Source organism: Necropsobacter massiliensis (assembly GCF_000827595.2).
Classification (GTDB): Bacteria; Pseudomonadota; Gammaproteobacteria; order Enterobacterales; family Pasteurellaceae; genus Necropsobacter; species Necropsobacter massiliensis.
In genome coordinates, this window is record NZ_LN776178.1 from 203,527 (window position 1) to 219,453 (window position 15,927).

At 48.6% G+C, this 15,927-nt stretch carries 20 protein-coding genes; 11 read left to right on the top strand and 9 right to left on the bottom strand.

Annotation, left to right across the window (positions count from 1 at the left end; translation table 11 throughout):
- The first annotated feature begins 110 nt into the window (after window positions 1-110).
- From hisC to hda, 11 genes are all read left to right on the top strand, one after another.
- Window positions 111-1,166 (top strand): histidinol-phosphate transaminase, encoded by a 1,056-nt coding sequence (gene hisC / locus BN3349_RS01015; protein WP_040975440.1) that lies wholly within the window; start codon window positions 111-113, stop codon window positions 1,164-1,166.
- Window positions 1,167-1,204: 38 nt separating this feature from the next.
- Window positions 1,205-2,299 (top strand): bifunctional histidinol-phosphatase/imidazoleglycerol-phosphate dehydratase HisB, encoded by a 1,095-nt coding sequence (hisB, locus tag BN3349_RS01020; protein WP_040975441.1) that lies wholly within the window; start codon window positions 1,205-1,207, stop codon window positions 2,297-2,299.
- 239 nt (window positions 2,300-2,538) lie between these two features.
- Entirely contained in the window at window positions 2,539-3,132 is a 594-nt protein-coding gene (gene hisH / locus BN3349_RS01025) for an imidazole glycerol phosphate synthase subunit HisH (RefSeq protein ID WP_040975442.1), read from the top strand.
- Between the two features lie 148 nt (window positions 3,133-3,280).
- Window positions 3,281-3,982 (top strand): MOSC domain-containing protein, encoded by a 702-nt coding sequence (locus tag BN3349_RS01030; RefSeq protein ID WP_040975443.1) that lies wholly within the window; start codon window positions 3,281-3,283, stop codon window positions 3,980-3,982.
- Window positions 3,983-4,107: 125 nt separating this feature from the next.
- Window positions 4,108-4,860 carry a 1-(5-phosphoribosyl)-5-[(5-phosphoribosylamino)methylideneamino]imidazole-4-carboxamide isomerase gene (gene hisA, locus BN3349_RS01035; RefSeq protein ID WP_040975444.1) on the top strand — a complete coding sequence of 251 codons (753 nt, stop codon included), beginning with the start codon at window positions 4,108-4,110 and terminating at the stop codon, window positions 4,858-4,860.
- Window positions 4,842-5,615 carry an imidazole glycerol phosphate synthase subunit HisF gene (hisF, locus tag BN3349_RS01040; protein WP_040975445.1) on the top strand — a complete coding sequence of 258 codons (774 nt, stop codon included), beginning with the start codon at window positions 4,842-4,844 and terminating at the stop codon, window positions 5,613-5,615. Before hisA ends, hisF begins: the two co-directional genes overlap by 19 nt.
- Window positions 5,616-5,652: 37 nt before the next feature.
- Complete coding sequence (hisIE, locus tag BN3349_RS01045; protein WP_040975446.1) at window positions 5,653-6,303, top strand: bifunctional phosphoribosyl-AMP cyclohydrolase/phosphoribosyl-ATP diphosphatase HisIE; 651 nt, start codon at window positions 5,653-5,655, stop codon at window positions 6,301-6,303.
- Window positions 6,304-6,306: 3 nt separating this feature from the next.
- Complete coding sequence (locus tag BN3349_RS01050; protein WP_052461922.1) at window positions 6,307-6,834, top strand: chorismate--pyruvate lyase family protein; 528 nt, start codon at window positions 6,307-6,309, stop codon at window positions 6,832-6,834.
- A gap of 116 nt (window positions 6,835-6,950) precedes the next feature.
- A complete protein-coding gene (gene upp / locus BN3349_RS01055; protein WP_032108465.1) occupies window positions 6,951-7,577 on the top strand; it encodes a uracil phosphoribosyltransferase in 627 nt (208 codons plus the stop codon).
- 100 nt (window positions 7,578-7,677) lie between these two features.
- The gene (locus BN3349_RS01060) at window positions 7,678-8,925 is read left to right on the top strand and encodes a nucleobase:cation symporter-2 family protein (RefSeq protein WP_040975447.1); all 1,248 of its coding nucleotides are present in this window, start codon (window positions 7,678-7,680) and stop codon (window positions 8,923-8,925) included.
- Between the two features lie 91 nt (window positions 8,926-9,016).
- Entirely contained in the window at window positions 9,017-9,715 is a 699-nt protein-coding gene (gene hda, locus BN3349_RS01065; protein WP_040975448.1) for a DnaA inactivator Hda, read from the top strand.
- A gap of 48 nt (window positions 9,716-9,763) precedes the next feature.
- On the opposite strand, the gene BN3349_RS01070 is transcribed toward hda, so the two are convergent.
- From BN3349_RS01070 to ccmD, 9 genes are all read right to left on the bottom strand, one after another.
- A complete protein-coding gene (locus BN3349_RS01070; protein WP_048736621.1) occupies window positions 9,764-10,066 on the bottom strand; it encodes a hypothetical protein in 303 nt (100 codons plus the stop codon).
- 11 nt (window positions 10,067-10,077) lie between these two features.
- A complete protein-coding gene (locus BN3349_RS01075) occupies window positions 10,078-10,614 on the bottom strand; it encodes a DUF8095 domain-containing protein (protein ID WP_245853697.1) in 537 nt (178 codons plus the stop codon).
- Window positions 10,615-10,708: 94 nt separating this feature from the next.
- Window positions 10,709-11,104 (bottom strand): SMU1112c/YaeR family gloxylase I-like metalloprotein, encoded by a 396-nt coding sequence (gloA2, locus tag BN3349_RS01080; protein ID WP_040975451.1) that lies wholly within the window; start codon window positions 11,102-11,104, stop codon window positions 10,709-10,711.
- Window positions 11,105-11,247: 143 nt separating this feature from the next.
- Window positions 11,248-12,147, bottom strand: coding sequence for a c-type cytochrome biogenesis protein CcmI (gene ccmI / locus BN3349_RS01085; RefSeq protein WP_040975452.1), 900 nt, complete (start codon window positions 12,145-12,147; stop codon window positions 11,248-11,250).
- On the bottom strand, window positions 12,148-12,633 hold the full coding sequence (locus BN3349_RS01090) for a cytochrome c-type biogenesis protein (RefSeq protein WP_040975453.1): 486 nt from the start codon (window positions 12,631-12,633) through the stop codon (window positions 12,148-12,150).
- Window positions 12,630-13,178 (bottom strand): DsbE family thiol:disulfide interchange protein, encoded by a 549-nt coding sequence (locus tag BN3349_RS01095; protein ID WP_040975454.1) that lies wholly within the window; start codon window positions 13,176-13,178, stop codon window positions 12,630-12,632. Before BN3349_RS01095 ends, BN3349_RS01090 begins: the two co-directional genes overlap by 4 nt.
- Window positions 13,171-15,156 (bottom strand): heme lyase CcmF/NrfE family subunit, encoded by a 1,986-nt coding sequence (locus tag BN3349_RS01100; protein WP_048736623.1) that lies wholly within the window; start codon window positions 15,154-15,156, stop codon window positions 13,171-13,173. The genes BN3349_RS01095 and BN3349_RS01100 overlap by 8 nt, the downstream gene beginning before the upstream one ends.
- Window positions 15,153-15,677: a cytochrome c maturation protein CcmE gene (gene ccmE, locus BN3349_RS01105; protein WP_040975455.1), complete on the bottom strand. Its 525-nt coding sequence runs from the start codon at window positions 15,675-15,677 to the stop codon at window positions 15,153-15,155. The genes BN3349_RS01100 and ccmE overlap by 4 nt, the downstream gene beginning before the upstream one ends.
- Window positions 15,674-15,877 (bottom strand): heme exporter protein CcmD, encoded by a 204-nt coding sequence (gene ccmD / locus BN3349_RS01110; protein WP_040975456.1) that lies wholly within the window; start codon window positions 15,875-15,877, stop codon window positions 15,674-15,676. The genes ccmE and ccmD overlap by 4 nt, the downstream gene beginning before the upstream one ends.
- Between the last annotated feature and the right edge of the window lie 50 nt (window positions 15,878-15,927).

The window sequence follows — 15,927 nt, forward strand, 5'->3', positions numbered from 1 at the left end:
GCACAGGCGAATTAGCACCGTGCTCAACTATCCGGAAATTTCGGATAGTTCGGCGGAAAGACGCTCGTCTTATGAAAAGATACACAAGTCTAATGTAAGGAAAACACAACATGACAATTTCACAACTTTCCAGAAAAAATGTACAGGCGCTGACGCCTTATCAATCCGCGCGTCGTTTGGGCGGTAGCGGCGATGTATGGCTGAATGCCAACGAATACCCGATTTCACCGAATTTTGATTTAACCGACCGCACTTTTAACCGCTATCCGCAAGCCCAGCCCGCGGATGTGATTAACGGTTATGCGGCTTATGCCGGAGTGCGACCGGAAAATGTGATTGTCACCCGCGGTGGTGATGAAAGCATTGAGCTGATTATCCGCGCTTTTTGCGAGACGACGGACAAGGTGCTGTATTGCCCGCCAACTTATGGCATGTATTCGGTCAGCGCCGAAACCTGCGGCATTGCGCTGAAAACCGTGCCGCTTCGCGCAGATTTTCAACTGAATCTGGCTGAAATTGAGAAAAATCTGGACGGTGTGAAAGTGCTGTTCGTGTGTAGCCCGAATAACCCGACGGGCAATCTTGTCAAGCGGTCGGATTTGCTTAAGTTGTTGCAGCTTACCGCCGGTCGTGCGATTGTGGTGGTGGATGAAGCCTATATCGAATTTTGCCCGCAAGCAACAATGGTTAATGAATTGGCGAATTTCCCACATTTAGCCATTATCCGCACTCTGTCCAAAGCTTTTGCGCTGGCGGGATTGCGTTGCGGTTTCACGCTAGCGAATGCTGAACTTATTAACGTGTTGCAAAAAGTGATCGCGCCTTATCCGCTGCCCGTACCCGTTTCCGATATTGCGGCGCAGGCGCTGACCGAACAGGGTATTGTGCAAATGAAAGCGCGCGTGAACAGTGTACTGACTAACCGCGCTTGGTTGATTGATGCCCTTGCTCAACTGGCTTGCGTGGAGACGATTTTTGAGACTGCCTCCAATTATGTGCTGGTACGCTTCCGGGACGGCGAGAAGGTCTTTAACACATTGTGGGAGCAAGGCATTATCCTGCGCGATCAACACAAAGCGCTGGGCTTAGCGAACTGTATTCGAATTACGATCGGCACCGAAAACGAAAACCGCAAAGTGATTGCAGCGCTCCGCGAGCTTGCTTAGTATATGATGTATTGGATTAAACCGTAGGAAATACCGAAATGACAGCACAATCTATCCTATTTATTGACCGCGACGGCACGTTAATTGACGAACCGAAAACCGATTTTCAGATCGATAGTCTGGAAAAGCTGAGCTTTGAACCGAATGTCATTCCCGCCTTGCTTAAACTGAAGCAAAAATATCGTTTCGTGATGGTGAGCAATCAAGACGGTTTGGGCACGGATTCGTTCCCGCAAGAAAATTTTGACAAACCGCATCATGCGATGATGAAACTGTTCCGCTCGCAAGGAATTGAATTTGATGATGTCTTGATCTGCCCGCATAAACCGGAAGAACAGTGCGATTGCCGCAAGCCGAAGGTGAAACTCTTGGAAAAATATATCCGACACGAACTGTTTGATCCGGCGACCAGCTTTGTCATCGGTGATCGTGCAACGGACGTACAGCTGGCGGACAATTTGGGCATTCGCGCCTTACAGTATCACCCTGATAAATTAAACTGGGATTTAATTGCCGAAAAGCTGCTTGGCGAACCTGTCACGAATATCGGCGAGCGCACACCGCGTTATGCCGAAGTAGTGCGCAAAACCAAAGAAACCGACATCAGCGTGCAGGTCTGGTTAGATGAAACCGGTATCAATCAAATTAATACCGGCGTCGGCTTTTTCGACCACATGCTCGACCAAATCGCCACTCATGGCGGATTTCGAATGAACATTCGCTGCAAAGGGGATTTATGGATCGACGAACATCATACCGTGGAAGACACCGCACTTGCGCTCGGTAGTGCACTTAAACAAGCTATCGGCGATAAACGCGGCATTGCTCGCTTTGGCTTCGTGCTGCCGATGGACGAATGCAAAGCCGAATGTGCGATGGATCTTTCCGGTCGTCCGTTTATCAAATTTAAAGCGGATTTTAAACGCGATAAAGTCGGCGATTTCAGCACCGAACTGACCGAGCATTTCTTTCAGTCCATTGCGTTTACTCTGTTTGCAACCTTGCATATCAAAGCCAAGGGTGACAACGACCACCACAAAATCGAAAGTCTGTTTAAAGTGTTCGGCAGAACGCTCAGACAAGCGATTCGGATTGAAGGAAATGAATTGCCGAGCAGCAAAGGCGTGCTATAACCGTAGCAATCAAGGCGATTTGTTCGAAAGTGCGGTCGGTTTCGGCAACATTTTTGTCGCTAAGATTCAATTGTGTTGAACCTTGGCACCGAACTTATCTGGTAAATGTTGCATACCGCAGCATCTTCCCTTGAGCGTTGTTGTGGTGCCTCAATACGCATTAATCATCATCGCGTTAAGGGCGCTTTTAATGATAAAAATGGCTGTTTTCAAATGGACATTGTTAATAGGAATAAATCATGCAAACTATCATCATCATCGACACAGGTTGCGCCAACCTATCTTCCGTCAAATTCGCCTTTGACCGATTGGGTTATCGCGCTGAGATCAGCTGCGATCATCATCGAATCCAAGCGGCCGATAAATTACTGTTGCCCGGCGTGGGTACGGCGATTGCTGCGATGCGGAATCTGGAAGAACGCAAGTTGATCGAGACAATCCAGCACGCTACCCAACCCATGCTCGGCATTTGCTTGGGCATGCAGCTGATGACCGAATATTCCGGCGAAGGCAATGTATCGACCTTAAACTTGATGGACGGACATACGGATTTAATTCCGAATACGGGTTTGCCGTTGCCGCACATGGGCTGGAATAAGGTGCGTTATGCAGCGGATCACCCGCTGTTCGCCGGCATTGAGCAAGACAGCCACTTTTATTTTGTACATAGCTATGCGGTGATGCCGAATGCTAATACCATTGCCACCTGCGATTACGGCGCACCGTTTAGCGCCGCGCTGGCGCGCAAAAACTTCTACGGTGTGCAGTTTCACCCGGAACGCTCAGGCAAAAACGGCGCACAACTGCTGAAAAATTTTGTGCAAAATATATAGCCCTCTCCCTCCGAAAACCCTTAGCGGGTTTTCTCCACCCTCTCCCGCAAGCGGGCGAGGGGAATGAGGGAAAGTAAAGACGGTAGAGGTTTCAATGTTATATGACAAAGGATATATGGGCTGCTGAAAAATTGTGTGGAGAATGTGAATGGGGCAAATTTTAGCTGTTAAAATCTCACAGGTTGAGCGATTAAGCTTAGCAGACGGTTCGGTGGTTGAGACCGCGATCCGCAAAAAGGCCGTGCAGGAAGTGGAGGTCAATCGGCTTGGCGCGATTGGCGATGCTGTGGGTGATAAAAAACATCACGGCGGCGTGGATAAAGCCTTGTTTTTCAATGGGCAAAAAACACTGGAAAAACTGACCGCACTTTTAGCTCTGGATTATGATTATCGACTGGATTCCCGTTTCGGCGAAAATTTTGTGGTATCCGAGTTGGATGAGCAGACAGTTTGTATCGGTGATCAATTTCAAATTGGCAGCATTATCATAGAAGTCTGTCAGCCGCGTAAGCCGTGCAATATGCTATCGAAAAATACTGAATTAGTTCAAACCCGCAAAGTAGTGGTGGAGCAGGGCTTGGTAGGTTGGTATGGGCGCGTGCTGCAAACAGGGCAAGTGAGGCAGGGCGATTTGCTGCGGCTGTTGGTACGACCTTATCCGACAATGACGGTGGCGGTGGTACATCGGCTGCTTTCTCAACCGGCGAAAACGCTGGATAGCTCAGTATTAATGCAGGCGCTGAGTTGCCCTCCGCTGGCGGAAGGTTATAAGAAAACTCTGCGTAAACAGGCGGAAAAAATGGCATTGAATTCTAGTGAGAGTGCGTTTTTTAATACCCCAGAATTTTAGGGAAATACGATGTATCTTCCCCTCTCCCTCCGAAAACCCTTGGCGGGTTTTCTCCCCCCCCTCTCCCGCACGCGGGCGAGGGGAATGGGGTAAATAAAATACGGTAGGTAATACAGGAAAATATTATGAAAAAAACATCAATTATCATTCCTGCGTTGGATTTGATCGACGGGCATGTCGTTCGTCTGTATCAGGGCGATTATGCGCAGAAAACGTTGTACAGCGATAATCCCGTCGCGCAATTTCAACATTATGTGGAACAGGGCGCGCAGCAGCTGCATTTGGTGGATTTGAGCGGGGCAAAAGACCCGACTACGCGCCAAACCAAGCTGATTGGTGAGATTATTGCGCAAGTAAACTGCCCGATTCAGGTGGGCGGCGGTATTCGTAGCGAGCAGGATGTGGCGGATTTGCTGGCAGTTGGGGCGAATCGCGTGGTGATCGGTTCGACGGCGGTAAAAGAGCCTGAGCGGGTGAAAAGCTGGTTTAACTGCTATGGCGCAGAAAAATTTGTGTTGGCGTTAGATGTGAATATCAACCAACAAGGCGAGAAACAAATTGCTGTCAGCGGTTGGCAGGAAAACAGCGGAGTATCGCTGGAGGCGCTGATTCAGGATTTCCGCACAGTTGGTTTGCAGCATGTGCTGTGTACTGATATCTCGCGCGACGGCACATTAGCCGGTTCAAATGTAGATTTATATCAGGAAATATGCGCAGCGTTTCCAGAAGTGAGCTTTATTTCATCAGGCGGTATCGGTTCGCTGGATGATGTAAAAGCCTTAAAAGGAACGGGCGTCGGCGGCGTGATTATCGGACGTGCGTTGTTGGAAGGTAAATTTAATGTGGCGGAGGCAATCAAATGTTGGCAAAACGGATAATTCCTTGTTTAGATGTGCGTGACGGGCAGGTGGTGAAAGGCGTGCAGTTCCGCAATCATGAAATTATTGGCGACATTGTTCCCCTTGCTCAGCGTTATGCGCAGGAAAGTGCCGATGAGCTGGTGTTTTATGATATTACCGCCTCGTCGGACGGTCGCACGGTGAATAAAAGCTGGGTAGAGCGTGTGGCGGAAGTGATTGACATTCCGTTTTGTGTGGCGGGCGGGATTAAAACGGTTGCGGACGCCGAGCAAATTTTTGCGTTCGGGGCGGATAAAATTTCCATTAATTCACCCGCACTTGCGAATCCGGATTTAATTTCGCGGCTTGCGGATCGGTTCGGTGTACAGGCCGTTGTTGTCGGTATCGACAGTTGGTTTGAGCAGGAAACGGGCAAATACTGGGTAAATCAATACACCGGCGATGAAAAACGTACCCGCCAAACCAATTGGCAGCTGCTTGATTGGGTGCGCGAAGTGCAACAACGCGGTGCGGGTGAAATCGTGCTGAATATGATGAACCAAGACGGCGTGCGTCAAGGCTATGATTTAACGCAGTTGAAAATGGTGCGTGAAGTGTGCCATGTGCCGCTTATTGCTTCGGGCGGTGCTGGAGAAATGGTACATTTCCGTGATGCTTTTATTACGGCGAATGTAGACGGCGCGTTGGCGGCAAGTGTGTTTCATAAGCAGCTCATTCATATCGGTGAGCTGAAGGCATATCTTAGCAGCGAAGGTGTGGCAGTTCGTCGGTAAATCATCGATTTCCCCGCAGTAAAAAATGAGGAAAAATATGCAAATCAATATACAAACTATCGACTGGCAAAAAGTTGCTGATCTGCTGCCGGTGATCGTGCAGCATTATCAAACCTGCGAAGTGCTGATGCTCGGTTATATGAACCGAGAGGCGCTGGAAAAAACCTTAGCGCAGCATAAAGTAACCTTTTTTTCCCGCACTAAGCGGCGGTTATGGACCAAAGGCGAAACGTCGGGGCATTTCTTGCATGTGGTGGATATGAGTCTGGATTGTGATAACGATACGTTGCTGATTTTGGTTGATCCAGTCGGTCCAACCTGTCACACCGGCGCAGAAAGCTGCTTTCATCACTTTGAGCGCGATACGCTGCCGGATTGGACGTTTTTCAGTAAGCTGGAAACTCTGATCGCCGCGCGTAAAGGTGCAGATCCGGCAAGTTCCTATACCGCGACTTTATATGCCAAAGGCACCAAGAAAATAGCACAGAAAGTCGGTGAAGAAGGGGTTGAGACCGCACTTGCCGCCTTGAGCGGCGATAAAGATGAAATAGTCAGCGAAGCGGCGGATCTGGCGTATCATTTAACCGTATTGCTGCATAACGCGGGATTATGTTGGGCGGATGTTCAGGCAAAACTCAAAGCACGCCACCGCGGAATCGGCTTACATCCCGAAGGATCGAATAAGTAAAAGATGGGTGTCACTGTTGAACCGGCAACGATTGAGTGTTACCGCGCCATATTATCTGCCAAACAATGGCAGGCGGCGCATGCAATGCCACCGGCGCAAATACGAGCGTGGCTACTGCATCAGGGATCGTTGACGCAAAAATTACGCCAACTCTGCCACTGTTTAACGGTGCAAGTGGTGTACGAAGGCTGGACGACGGCAAAAACATCAGTAAAAAGCACCGCACTTTGTCACCCGGTGTGGCGACGTGAGGTATTATTGCAAGGAGACGGAAACAATTGGATTTTTGCCCGCACTTGTTTGCCGCAACGCACGGTAGAAAATGTGGCGCAGGATGTGATTCATCTTGCCGATCAGCCGATAGGTCCTTGGTTGTTTGCCCAACGACCACAACGGCTTAGCTTGGATTGGCGCTGCGATGGGGCGACAGGATTATATGCGCGGCGTTCTGAATTTTTGCTGGCGGGTTACCCGTTGGAAATTCGGGAATTGTTTTTAGCGGATTTTGATTTTGCTCACATAACCGACTGAATGCCGTTCGATTTTTGTTCCGTATCACAAATTTCGGGTAAATCACTGTCAATTTTACGGATTCTGATTTAAAATTTGCCGATTTATAATTTTTTCTCAAAAATAAGGGGTATAAAATGAAAATTGTCGAAGTCAAACATCCGTTGGTCAAGCATAAATTAGGGCTTATGCGTGCCGCTGATATCAGCACCAAGCATTTTCGTGAATTGGCGACGGAAGTCGGCAGCCTGCTGACTTATGAAGCAACGGAAGATCTGGAAACGGAAAAAGTGATTATTGACGGTTGGTGCGGACCGGTGGAAATCGATCGGATTAAAGGCAAAAAAGTTACAGTGGTGCCGATTTTGCGCGCCGGGCTGGGCATGATGGACGGCGTACTGGAGCATATTCCGAGCGCACGTATCAGCGTGGTGGGCATGTATCGTAATGAAGAAACCCTCGAGCCGGTGCCTTATTTTCAAAAACTGGCGAGCGATTTGGAAGAGCGTCTGGCGATTGTGGTGGATCCGATGTTGGCGACCGGCGGTTCTATGATTGCCACCATTGATTTGTTAAAGCAGAAAGGCTGCCAGCAGATTAAAGTACTGGTATTGGTGGCGGCGCCGGAAGGGATTGCCGCGCTGGAAAAAGCGCACCCCGATATTGAATTATATACTGCGTCTATCGACAGCCATTTAAATGAACACGGCTATATTATCCCGGGGCTGGGCGATGCGGGCGATAAGATTTTCGGGACGAAATAACCCCGATTCAAACGGCATTCGATGCCGTTTTTTTCCGTGCGTTCCATGCTAAAAAGCGACCGCACTTTTAAGTTAATTCAGACAGAGAGTTGAAACTTACATGACAGAAATTCATCAAACTGCGCCCGTTGAGGTGCAAAGTAAAGCCAAGCAGGCCTTTGTCGGTCTGCAAATGTTGTTCGTCGCCTTCGGTGCGTTGGTTTTGGTGCCGTTGATTACCGGGCTGGACGCCAACACCGCCTTATTGACTGCCGGTATTGGCACGCTGTTGTTTCAGCTGTGCACCGGTAAGCAAGTGCCTATTTTTCTTGCCTCTTCCTTTGCTTTTATTGCCCCGATCCAATATGGCGTGGCGACTTGGGGCATTGCCGTTACCATGGGCGGTCTGGCTTGTACCGGTTTGGTATATCTGGCACTGAGCACGCTGGTTAAATTGAAAGGCGCTGGTGCATTGCAACGGATTTTCCCGCCGGTCGTGGTTGGACCGGTGATTATTATTATCGGTATGGGATTGGCGCCGGTTGCGGTGGACATGGCATTAGGCAAAGGCAGCGATTATCAGTATAACGACGCAGTATTGGTTTCCATGGCGACCTTGCTGACCACGCTGGCGGTTGCGGTTTTTTCCAAAGGTATCATGAAGTTAATCCCGATTATGTTCGGCATTGCAGTCGGTTATGTGTTGTGTTTGTTGTTGGGATTAATTGATTTTAAACCGGTACTGGCGGCGCCTTGGTTCAGTCTGCCGCATATTACGACGCCGGAATTTAAACTGGAAGCGATTTTGTATTTACTGCCGATCGCTATTGCACCGGCAGTGGAACATGTGGGCGGTATCATGGCGATCAGTTCGGTGACGGGGAAAGATTTCCTAAAAAAACCGGGGCTGCACCGCACTTTGCTGGGCGACGGTATTGCAACGTCTGCCGCCTCATTGCTGGGTGGTCCACCGAACACGACTTATGCCGAAGTGACCGGCGCGGTGATGCTGACCCGTAACTTTAACCCGACAATCATGACTTGGGCGGCAGTATGGGCGATTGTCATTTCCTTCTGCGGCAAAGTCGGCGCATTTTTATCCACCATTCCGACAATTGTAATGGGCGGTATTATGATGCTGGTATTCGGCTCAATCGCCGTGGTGGGCATGAGCACCTTAATTCGCGGTAAGGTGGATGTTACCGAAGCGCGCAATCTGTGCATTATTTCCGTAGTGATGACTTTTGGCATCGGCGGTATGTTTGTGAATTTCGGCGAAGTGTCTTTAAAAGGCATCAGCCTATGCGCGGTAGTGGCGATTGTACTTAATCTGATTTTGCCGAAAGCGAAAGATCAGATTGAAGATTAATATTTAACCGAAGAACAGGGATAATCTTTATTTATCCCTGTTTTTTTTGTATATTCTTACCGCACTTTTAGCTTTTTCAGGGAAAAATGGGTTGTCAAATTTTCAGCTGCCGTTGCCGATTCATCAGATTGAGGACGATACCTTAGAGAATTTTTATACAGACAATAATTTATTGTTATTGAATTCGTTGTATAAAAATTTCGACTCTCTGCAACAACCGTTTTTTTATCTCTGGGGCGCAAAAAGTAGTGGAAAAAGCCATTTGCTAAAAGCCTGTTCCAATTATTTTCTGCTCAATGAGCGCCCGTCTATTTATGTTCCGCTGAGTAAATCGCAATATTTTTCGCCCGCTGTTTTGGATAATCTTGAGCAGCAAGCGTTGGTCTGTCTGGATGATATTCAGGCGGTGATCGGCGATGCGGAATGGGAGCTGGCGATTTTTGATTTGATTAACCGTATTCGCGAACACGGAAAGTGCCTGTTGCTGATCAGCGCGGATCAATCGCCGAGCGCGCTGGCGGTGAATTTGCCGGATCTTGCTTCCCGCCTGTCATGGGGCGAAATTTATCAGTTGCATCCGCTGGATGATGCGCAGAAAATCAAAGTGTTGCAACAAAATGCCCGTGCACGTGGCATTGAGCTGCCGGAAGAAACGGCGAATTTTTTGTTAAAACGGCTGGATCGCGATATGAAAACCTTGTTCAACGCACTGGCTAAGCTGGACAAGGCGTCTTTGCAGGCACAGCGCAAACTCACCATTCCGTTTGTGAAAGAGATTTTAGCCCTATAAATTGATGAAAAAATACCGCACTTTTGCCAGTGCGGTATGTGATGTCGTTTACCAGTGATGCCAGTGTCGGTAGCCGTGATAGTAGCCGATACTCGGTGCTAGAATCAGGCGCGGCGGCTGGTTGATCACCGCAGTTTTCGGTTGGTAGTCGCTGGCGTTAAGCGGCATATTGGCTTCGACCTGAGGTTGGTTTTTCTGCGCCGCCGTAACCGTGTTGCCGTGATAGACTTTGGCGTTATATTGCGCGACGGTTTGCATATCCAACGGTGCGTTGGACGGTTGCTGTTGTGCGGACTGGCAGGCTGTTAGCGCCAGTACACAGCCGATAATCCAAGAGATTTTATACATCATGCTCTTCTCGCTTATTTACAAATGGTGCTGGAAAGAATATCGGAATTTTTCTGAATATTCTGTGTGGCAATTTTCTTACCGTATTTATGTTCTTCTTCCTGAACCCGTTTAGCTAGTCCAAGATCCTGAATGTTAAATACTGGCGCATACTGAATATTATTCGGTAGTTGCTCCGAATATACCGTGGCACCGGCAATGCTGGCGTAATAATCGTTGTTGCCCTGATTGATATAATAAGTGCGGGAATCGGTAACTTCAACACCGGTATTTGATTTAAAGCCACGGCAGATGCCGGCGCCTGATTCAAACACGGTATGCGCGGTTTGATTTTCACTGAGTTCATAAATTTCAAACTCAATGCTGTTCGCCAGCTTTTTGACATCGCTGACATTGTCCGGATCTAGCTGATGTTTTTCGGCTTTACTGAGATAGGTTTTCGATTGCGGCTTATTGTTTTCGGCAAAGCTGAAAAAGCCGTTAGGGTGGTCTGTTTTGCGTTGTTCGTTATTTTTAATGACCGTACCGGATTCGGAAATATGAATGGACACAGGCGGCTGCGCTATGCAATTGCTCGCTATTAGGGTTGAGGTGATAGCAGTAATTAGATAGTTTCTATTCATTTTGACTCATTTTTCAATAAGATTATTCAAATTCATAAAGCTCTAGAGGCAAATCATCGGGATCGCGGAAAAAAGTAAAGCGCCTTCCTGTCAACTCATCGACTCTAATTGGCTCGCACGAAATACCTTTTGCCTGCAAACGGGCAACGGCATTTTCAATATTATCGGTTTTAAACGCCAGATGGCGTAGCCCGCAAGCCTCCGGTGCAGTCAACCTAGGCGGCGGAGCAGGAAAAGAAAACAGCTCAATCCGGCTGTTATCGGGAAAACGTAAATCAAGTTTATAGCTGTTTCTTGAGACGCGATAAGTTTCTTCGATAACCTTTGCACCTAAGGTTTCGGTATAAAATGCCTTTGACCTTTTATAATCCGAAACGATAATCGCGACATGGTGAAATCCTGAAACGAACGAATCCATTTTTCTACTCCGCTGCGCTGAATATTTGCACTCAATATAGCATCTTTTATTCATTTAGTTGAGTGAAATTTACCCCCTTTTTGATTAAAAAAAGGGCGAATAGGCAATTCGTTTGATCTTGAATAAAGATTATTTTCAATAAGTTAGTTCTGTGTTTTATCCGACTGCTCGGCAATAGCGTCGCGGGCGGCGCGAATGCTTTTTTCGATTAGCGGCACGCGCGGATCATCTTTCGGCATGAGGCGCAGCATCATCGCCCAGGTTACCGCCGCCATTTTATAATCTTCCGTTTCAAAATACTGAAACGCCAGTAGGCTGAGCGCCTGCATATTGGTATGATCCTGTCGTAATACAGCTTTGAGCAGTTCCATGCCTTTCGATTTGTCGGTCTGGTCATCGGAAAACATTAAAACGCGGGCATAAGCCAGTTTATATTCGATGTTATCCGGCGCCAGTTGGTTGGCGCGGGCGTAACTGTCCAAGGCAAGCTGCGCTTTATCGGCCGCCATGGCGGTTTGTCCGAGCAGCCACCAGCTTTCTGCGTCATCGGGTTCTTTCTGTAGCTTTACACGCAAGGCGGTGGCGAATTGCTGCAATTCGCTTTCATTTAAAGGGTTGGTCTGCTCTTCTTTCAGACGCTGATAAAAGTGCGGTAGTTTTTCGTAGGTTTTTTCCAGCATAGTTTCCGCCTGCCAAGCACCGACCTGCATATAGGTCAGTGCGGAGACAATGACAAGTGTCAGGAAGGCGGATACGAACCAGACTTTGCCGTAGCGTTTTTTATCGGCTGCCGTATCTGCGTGTTCGGTCGGAATATCTTCCAGCAACGATTGCTGCAACTCGGTTTTCAGCTGGTCGGCATTGTCCGACAATCCCAGCTGTGCTTCGTTTTCAATTTCATGTAATCTGTTGAAATAAAAGGCTTTATTTAACTCATCTCGTTTGGCTGCGCTGTGTTTTGTGGTGGAACAGCGCAACAGCGGATAAAAGCAGAGCAGCGCAATAAGTAATGTCAGCAATAATGCGATTAACCAGAAATTCATTTATTGTTCCTTGTCGTTAAGTAATGCCTGCAAACGACGCTGTTGTTCGGCGTTCAGTGCCGAATTGTCCGTGTCACATTGAGTGCGGGTTGCTGTCCGTTGCGGCTTGCGTCGCACGATAAAGAAAATACCGAAGATAATCAATGCGGCGGGCGCTGCCCACAAAATCACGGTGGCGACGGTTAGTGGCGGATCATAGGTGACAAAATTACCGTAGCGGGCAACCATGTATTCCACAATATCCTGCTTGCTTTTGCCTTCCTGTAGTAGCTCAAAGACTTTGGCGCGCATGTCCACTGCAATGGTGGCGTTGGAATCGGCAATATTATTGTTCTGACATTGCGGGCAGCGTAATTCCTGCGTTAGAATCTGATAATCTTTTTCCTGCTGGGCAGAGCTGAAATCCAGCGCATCAATTGTTGCCGCAGCGGCAAAGCTGATAGCAAAGGTCAAAAGTGCGGTTAAAAAATAAAAAGTTTTTGTCATTTTTTCTGCTCCGCCAATTTACGGTAAACCGGCTCCAGTTTTTCCTGCCAGACGCGCGGATTGACATCGCCGGCATGGCGGTAATGAATAATGCCGTTGGCATCAATAATAAAGGTTTCCGGCGCGCCATAAACGCCCAAATCAAGCCCGAACGCGCCTTTTTCGTCCTTAACCACGGTTTGGTAAGGATTCCCCAGATCTTTCAGCCATTTGAGCGCTTTTGTGCTGTTGTCTTTATAGTTGATGCCGATAATGTCGATTCCCTGCCGTTTCAGTTCGTTCAGATACTGATGTTCGGCATAGCAAGTTGGGCACCAAGTCGCCCATACGTTAACCAGCAGCGGTTTGCCCTGTTTAAACAGGCTACCGTCATGTTGTTTGTTGTCCAACAGATCCATTAACATTTTATCCGGTACCGGCTTGCCGATTAAGGCGCTTTCCAGTGCTTTCGGATCGTCGCCTTGGGAATTACGTTGCAGCTGCACGAAAAATGCGACGATTAACAGTAAAAAAACAATGAGCGGAAGATAACGTTTTTTATTCATGGGATGTATCCGGTTTATTACGGGCTTTAGAGCCTTTGTTTAACAATGCGGCGAAACGGTAGCGGCGATCAAGCATGCAAAGCAGCCCGCCACATGCCATAAACAGCCCGCCTAGCCAGATCCAGCGGATAAAAGGTTTATAGTATAAACGCAGCGCCCAAGCGCCGTTGCCCAGACTTTCACCCAATGCCACATAGAGATCGCGGCTGAATCCCCAGTCAATTGCCGCTTCCGTCATCGACATTTTGCTGACGGTGTAAAAGCGTTTTTCCGCATAGAGGGTCGTTTCCAGCTTGCCGTTTTTGAATATCTCGACCTGCGCCTTGCCGCCCAGATAATTCGGGCCGTTGGCATCGCTGATGCCTTGGAATTTAAATTCATAATCGGCGATCTGTACGCTGTCGCCTACGTTCATGCGCACATCTCGTTCGATACTGTAATTCTGGCTGAATGCAATGCCCCATACGGTCATCGCCACGCCCAAATGGGCGAGCAACATGCCCCAATGAGAGCGCGACAGCTTGCGCACACCCTTGCAAAAGCTGTTACGGTGAGTGGCGCGCAGATAGGATTCATAGAGCGACAACAACAGAATAAATACCGTCATCATTACGCCGAGTACTGCGCTGAGCGTGATCTTATCCTGCAAAATATAAGGCAGCACGCAGCCGGCAAACAGCATGATAACCAAACTGACGAGCACCGGTTTACGGATTGCTGAGACTTGATCACGCCGCCATTTGACCAGTGGACCGACTCCGAGCAAAAAAGCGAAAGGGATCATAATTAGCATAAACATTTGGTTGAAAAACGGCGCGCCGACAGAAATGGTGCCGAATCCCAATTGTTTGTGTACCAGCGGCAGCAAGGTACCCAGCAAGACCACGGCAAGTGCGGTCATTAATAAGATATTATTTAGCAGCAACAGGCTTTCGCGCGAATAGCGTTGATAATTGTCGTGTGCGCGAATCTGGCTGCCTTTATAAGCGTACAGCGCCAGCGATCCGCCGATAACCACCACCAGATAAGCCAGAATATACAAGCCGCGAGTCGGATCAGAGGCGAACGCATGGACGGAAACCAGAATGCCGGAACGCACCAGAAAGGTACCGAGTAAACACAGTGAAAATGCCAGAATTGCCAGCAATACCGTCCACGCTTTGAATGCTGCACGTTTTTCGGTGGCCGCAAGGGAGTGAAGTAAGGCGGTGCCCGCCAACCACGGCATCAGAGATGCGTTTTCCACCGGATCCCAGAACCACCAGCCGCCCCAGCCCAGTTCATAATAGGCCCACCAAGAACCCAGCACGATACCCAGCGTCAAGAAGATCCACGCCGCCATTGTCCACGGTCGTGACCAGCGCGCCCAGGCGGTGTCCAATTTGCCCGTCATCAGGGTCGCAATGGAAAAGGCAAACGCAACGGAAAAGCCAACATAGCCCATATAAAGTAGCGGCGGGTGAAAGATCAGCCCTACATCCTGCAACAGCGGATTTAATTCCCGTCCGTCCACCGGAAAATCAGGGAATGTCCGCGCAAAAGGATTGGAGGTAAACAAGACAAAAATCAGAAAACCGATGGTAATGATGCCCATGATGCCCAATACCCGCGCTACCGCTTCCTGCGGCAGGCGCTTGCTGAATAACGCAACCGCGGCACTCCACAGCGTGAGCAGCCAAATCCATAACAGCAACGAACCTTCATGAGAGCCCCACACGGCGGACAGTCGATATACTATTGGCAAACTGGTATTGGAGTTATTCACCACATATTGCACGGAAAAATCATTGACGGCAAACAAATAGAACAGTGCCGCAAAGGCAAGGCTTAGGCTGACAAACAGTCCGTAAGTCATCGGACGGGCAAGCGACATTAACTGCGCATTGCCTTTTTCCGCGCCCCATAAGGGCAAAACGGCAAGCAATAATGAAATCGCCAGACTTAAGGCTAAGGCGTAGTTTCCTAGTTCGGCAATCATTGCTGACCTTCTTGTGTATGTATTTGCTGACGATCGCGCTCGCTTTCACCTTTCAGATCGGAAACGCCCATCGGTTTATGCACTTTTTGCATTTGCGCATCCAGCTCCGGCGGTACGTAGTTTTCGTCGTGTTTCGCCAACACTTCGCTGGCCTGTAATAAGGTCGGTTGTACCAACACGCCTTGCGCCACAATGCCTTGTCCTTCACGGAACAAATCAGGCAGAATGCCCTCGTATTCCACACTGACGGACGGTCCGATATCATTGAGATCGAATTTTACTTTTAAACTGTCGGCATCGCGCTGCACGGTGCCTGCCACTACCATACCACCAATGCGGATACGCTGCCCGACCTGCGGTTTGGTTGAGGCGTCGTTATTTTTGCCGTGGATAACTTCCGACGGCGTATAGAATAAATCAATGTTCTGGCGCAGTGCATACAGCACCAGGGTCGCCGCCACGGCAACGCCAAGTAGCACAAAAATAATAATCGATAATCGTGATTTACGTCGCGGATTCATAGTATTCCCCCAGTGTTTGCCGACTGTCGGCGCTGTTCCCGCTGCTGCTGACGTTTAATGTCTTTAAACAGCGCATTTTTTCCCGCGGCGCTTTGTATAATTAGCGCCAGAATAACAAAAAAGGAAATACCGTAAGCCAGCCACACATAGAAGCCGTATCCCCCCATTCGGATAAAGTCGTTAACTGATTGAAAAAACATATATTATCCTTTAAAAGTAAAAATGATAAATTCGTTAGCGGTGATCGCAG

Bases quoted from the DNA above. Each gene is read 5' to 3' on its own strand.
- hisC (WP_040975440.1), top strand. From the start codon at position 111: ATGACAATTTCACAACTTTCCAGAAAAAATGTACAGGCGCTGACGCCT.
- hisB (WP_040975441.1), top strand. From the start codon at position 1,205: ATGACAGCACAATCTATCCTATTTATTGACCGCGACGGCACGTTAATT.
- hisH (WP_040975442.1), top strand. From the start codon at position 2,539: ATGCAAACTATCATCATCATCGACACAGGTTGCGCCAACCTATCTTCC.
- BN3349_RS01030 (WP_040975443.1), top strand. From the start codon at position 3,281: ATGGGGCAAATTTTAGCTGTTAAAATCTCACAGGTTGAGCGATTAAGC.
- hisA (WP_040975444.1), top strand. From the start codon at position 4,108: ATGAAAAAAACATCAATTATCATTCCTGCGTTGGATTTGATCGACGGG.
- hisF (WP_040975445.1), top strand. From the start codon at position 4,842: ATGTTGGCAAAACGGATAATTCCTTGTTTAGATGTGCGTGACGGGCAG.
- hisIE (WP_040975446.1), top strand. From the start codon at position 5,653: ATGCAAATCAATATACAAACTATCGACTGGCAAAAAGTTGCTGATCTG.
- BN3349_RS01050 (WP_052461922.1), top strand. From the start codon at position 6,307: ATGGGTGTCACTGTTGAACCGGCAACGATTGAGTGTTACCGCGCCATA.
- upp (WP_032108465.1), top strand. From the start codon at position 6,951: ATGAAAATTGTCGAAGTCAAACATCCGTTGGTCAAGCATAAATTAGGG.
- BN3349_RS01060 (WP_040975447.1), top strand. From the start codon at position 7,678: ATGACAGAAATTCATCAAACTGCGCCCGTTGAGGTGCAAAGTAAAGCC.
- BN3349_RS01070 (WP_048736621.1), bottom strand. From the start codon at position 10,066: ATGATGTATAAAATCTCTTGGATTATCGGCTGTGTACTGGCGCTAACA.
- gloA2 (WP_040975451.1), bottom strand. From the start codon at position 11,104: ATGGATTCGTTCGTTTCAGGATTTCACCATGTCGCGATTATCGTTTCG.
- ccmI (WP_040975452.1), bottom strand. From the start codon at position 12,147: ATGAATTTCTGGTTAATCGCATTATTGCTGACATTACTTATTGCGCTG.
- BN3349_RS01090 (WP_040975453.1), bottom strand. From the start codon at position 12,633: ATGACAAAAACTTTTTATTTTTTAACCGCACTTTTGACCTTTGCTATC.
- BN3349_RS01095 (WP_040975454.1), bottom strand. From the start codon at position 13,178: ATGAATAAAAAACGTTATCTTCCGCTCATTGTTTTTTTACTGTTAATC.
- BN3349_RS01100 (WP_048736623.1), bottom strand. From the start codon at position 15,156: ATGATTGCCGAACTAGGAAACTACGCCTTAGCCTTAAGTCTGGCGATT.
- ccmE (WP_040975455.1), bottom strand. From the start codon at position 15,677: ATGAATCCGCGACGTAAATCACGATTATCGATTATTATTTTTGTGCTA.
- ccmD (WP_040975456.1), bottom strand. From the start codon at position 15,877: ATGTTTTTTCAATCAGTTAACGACTTTATCCGAATGGGGGGATACGGC.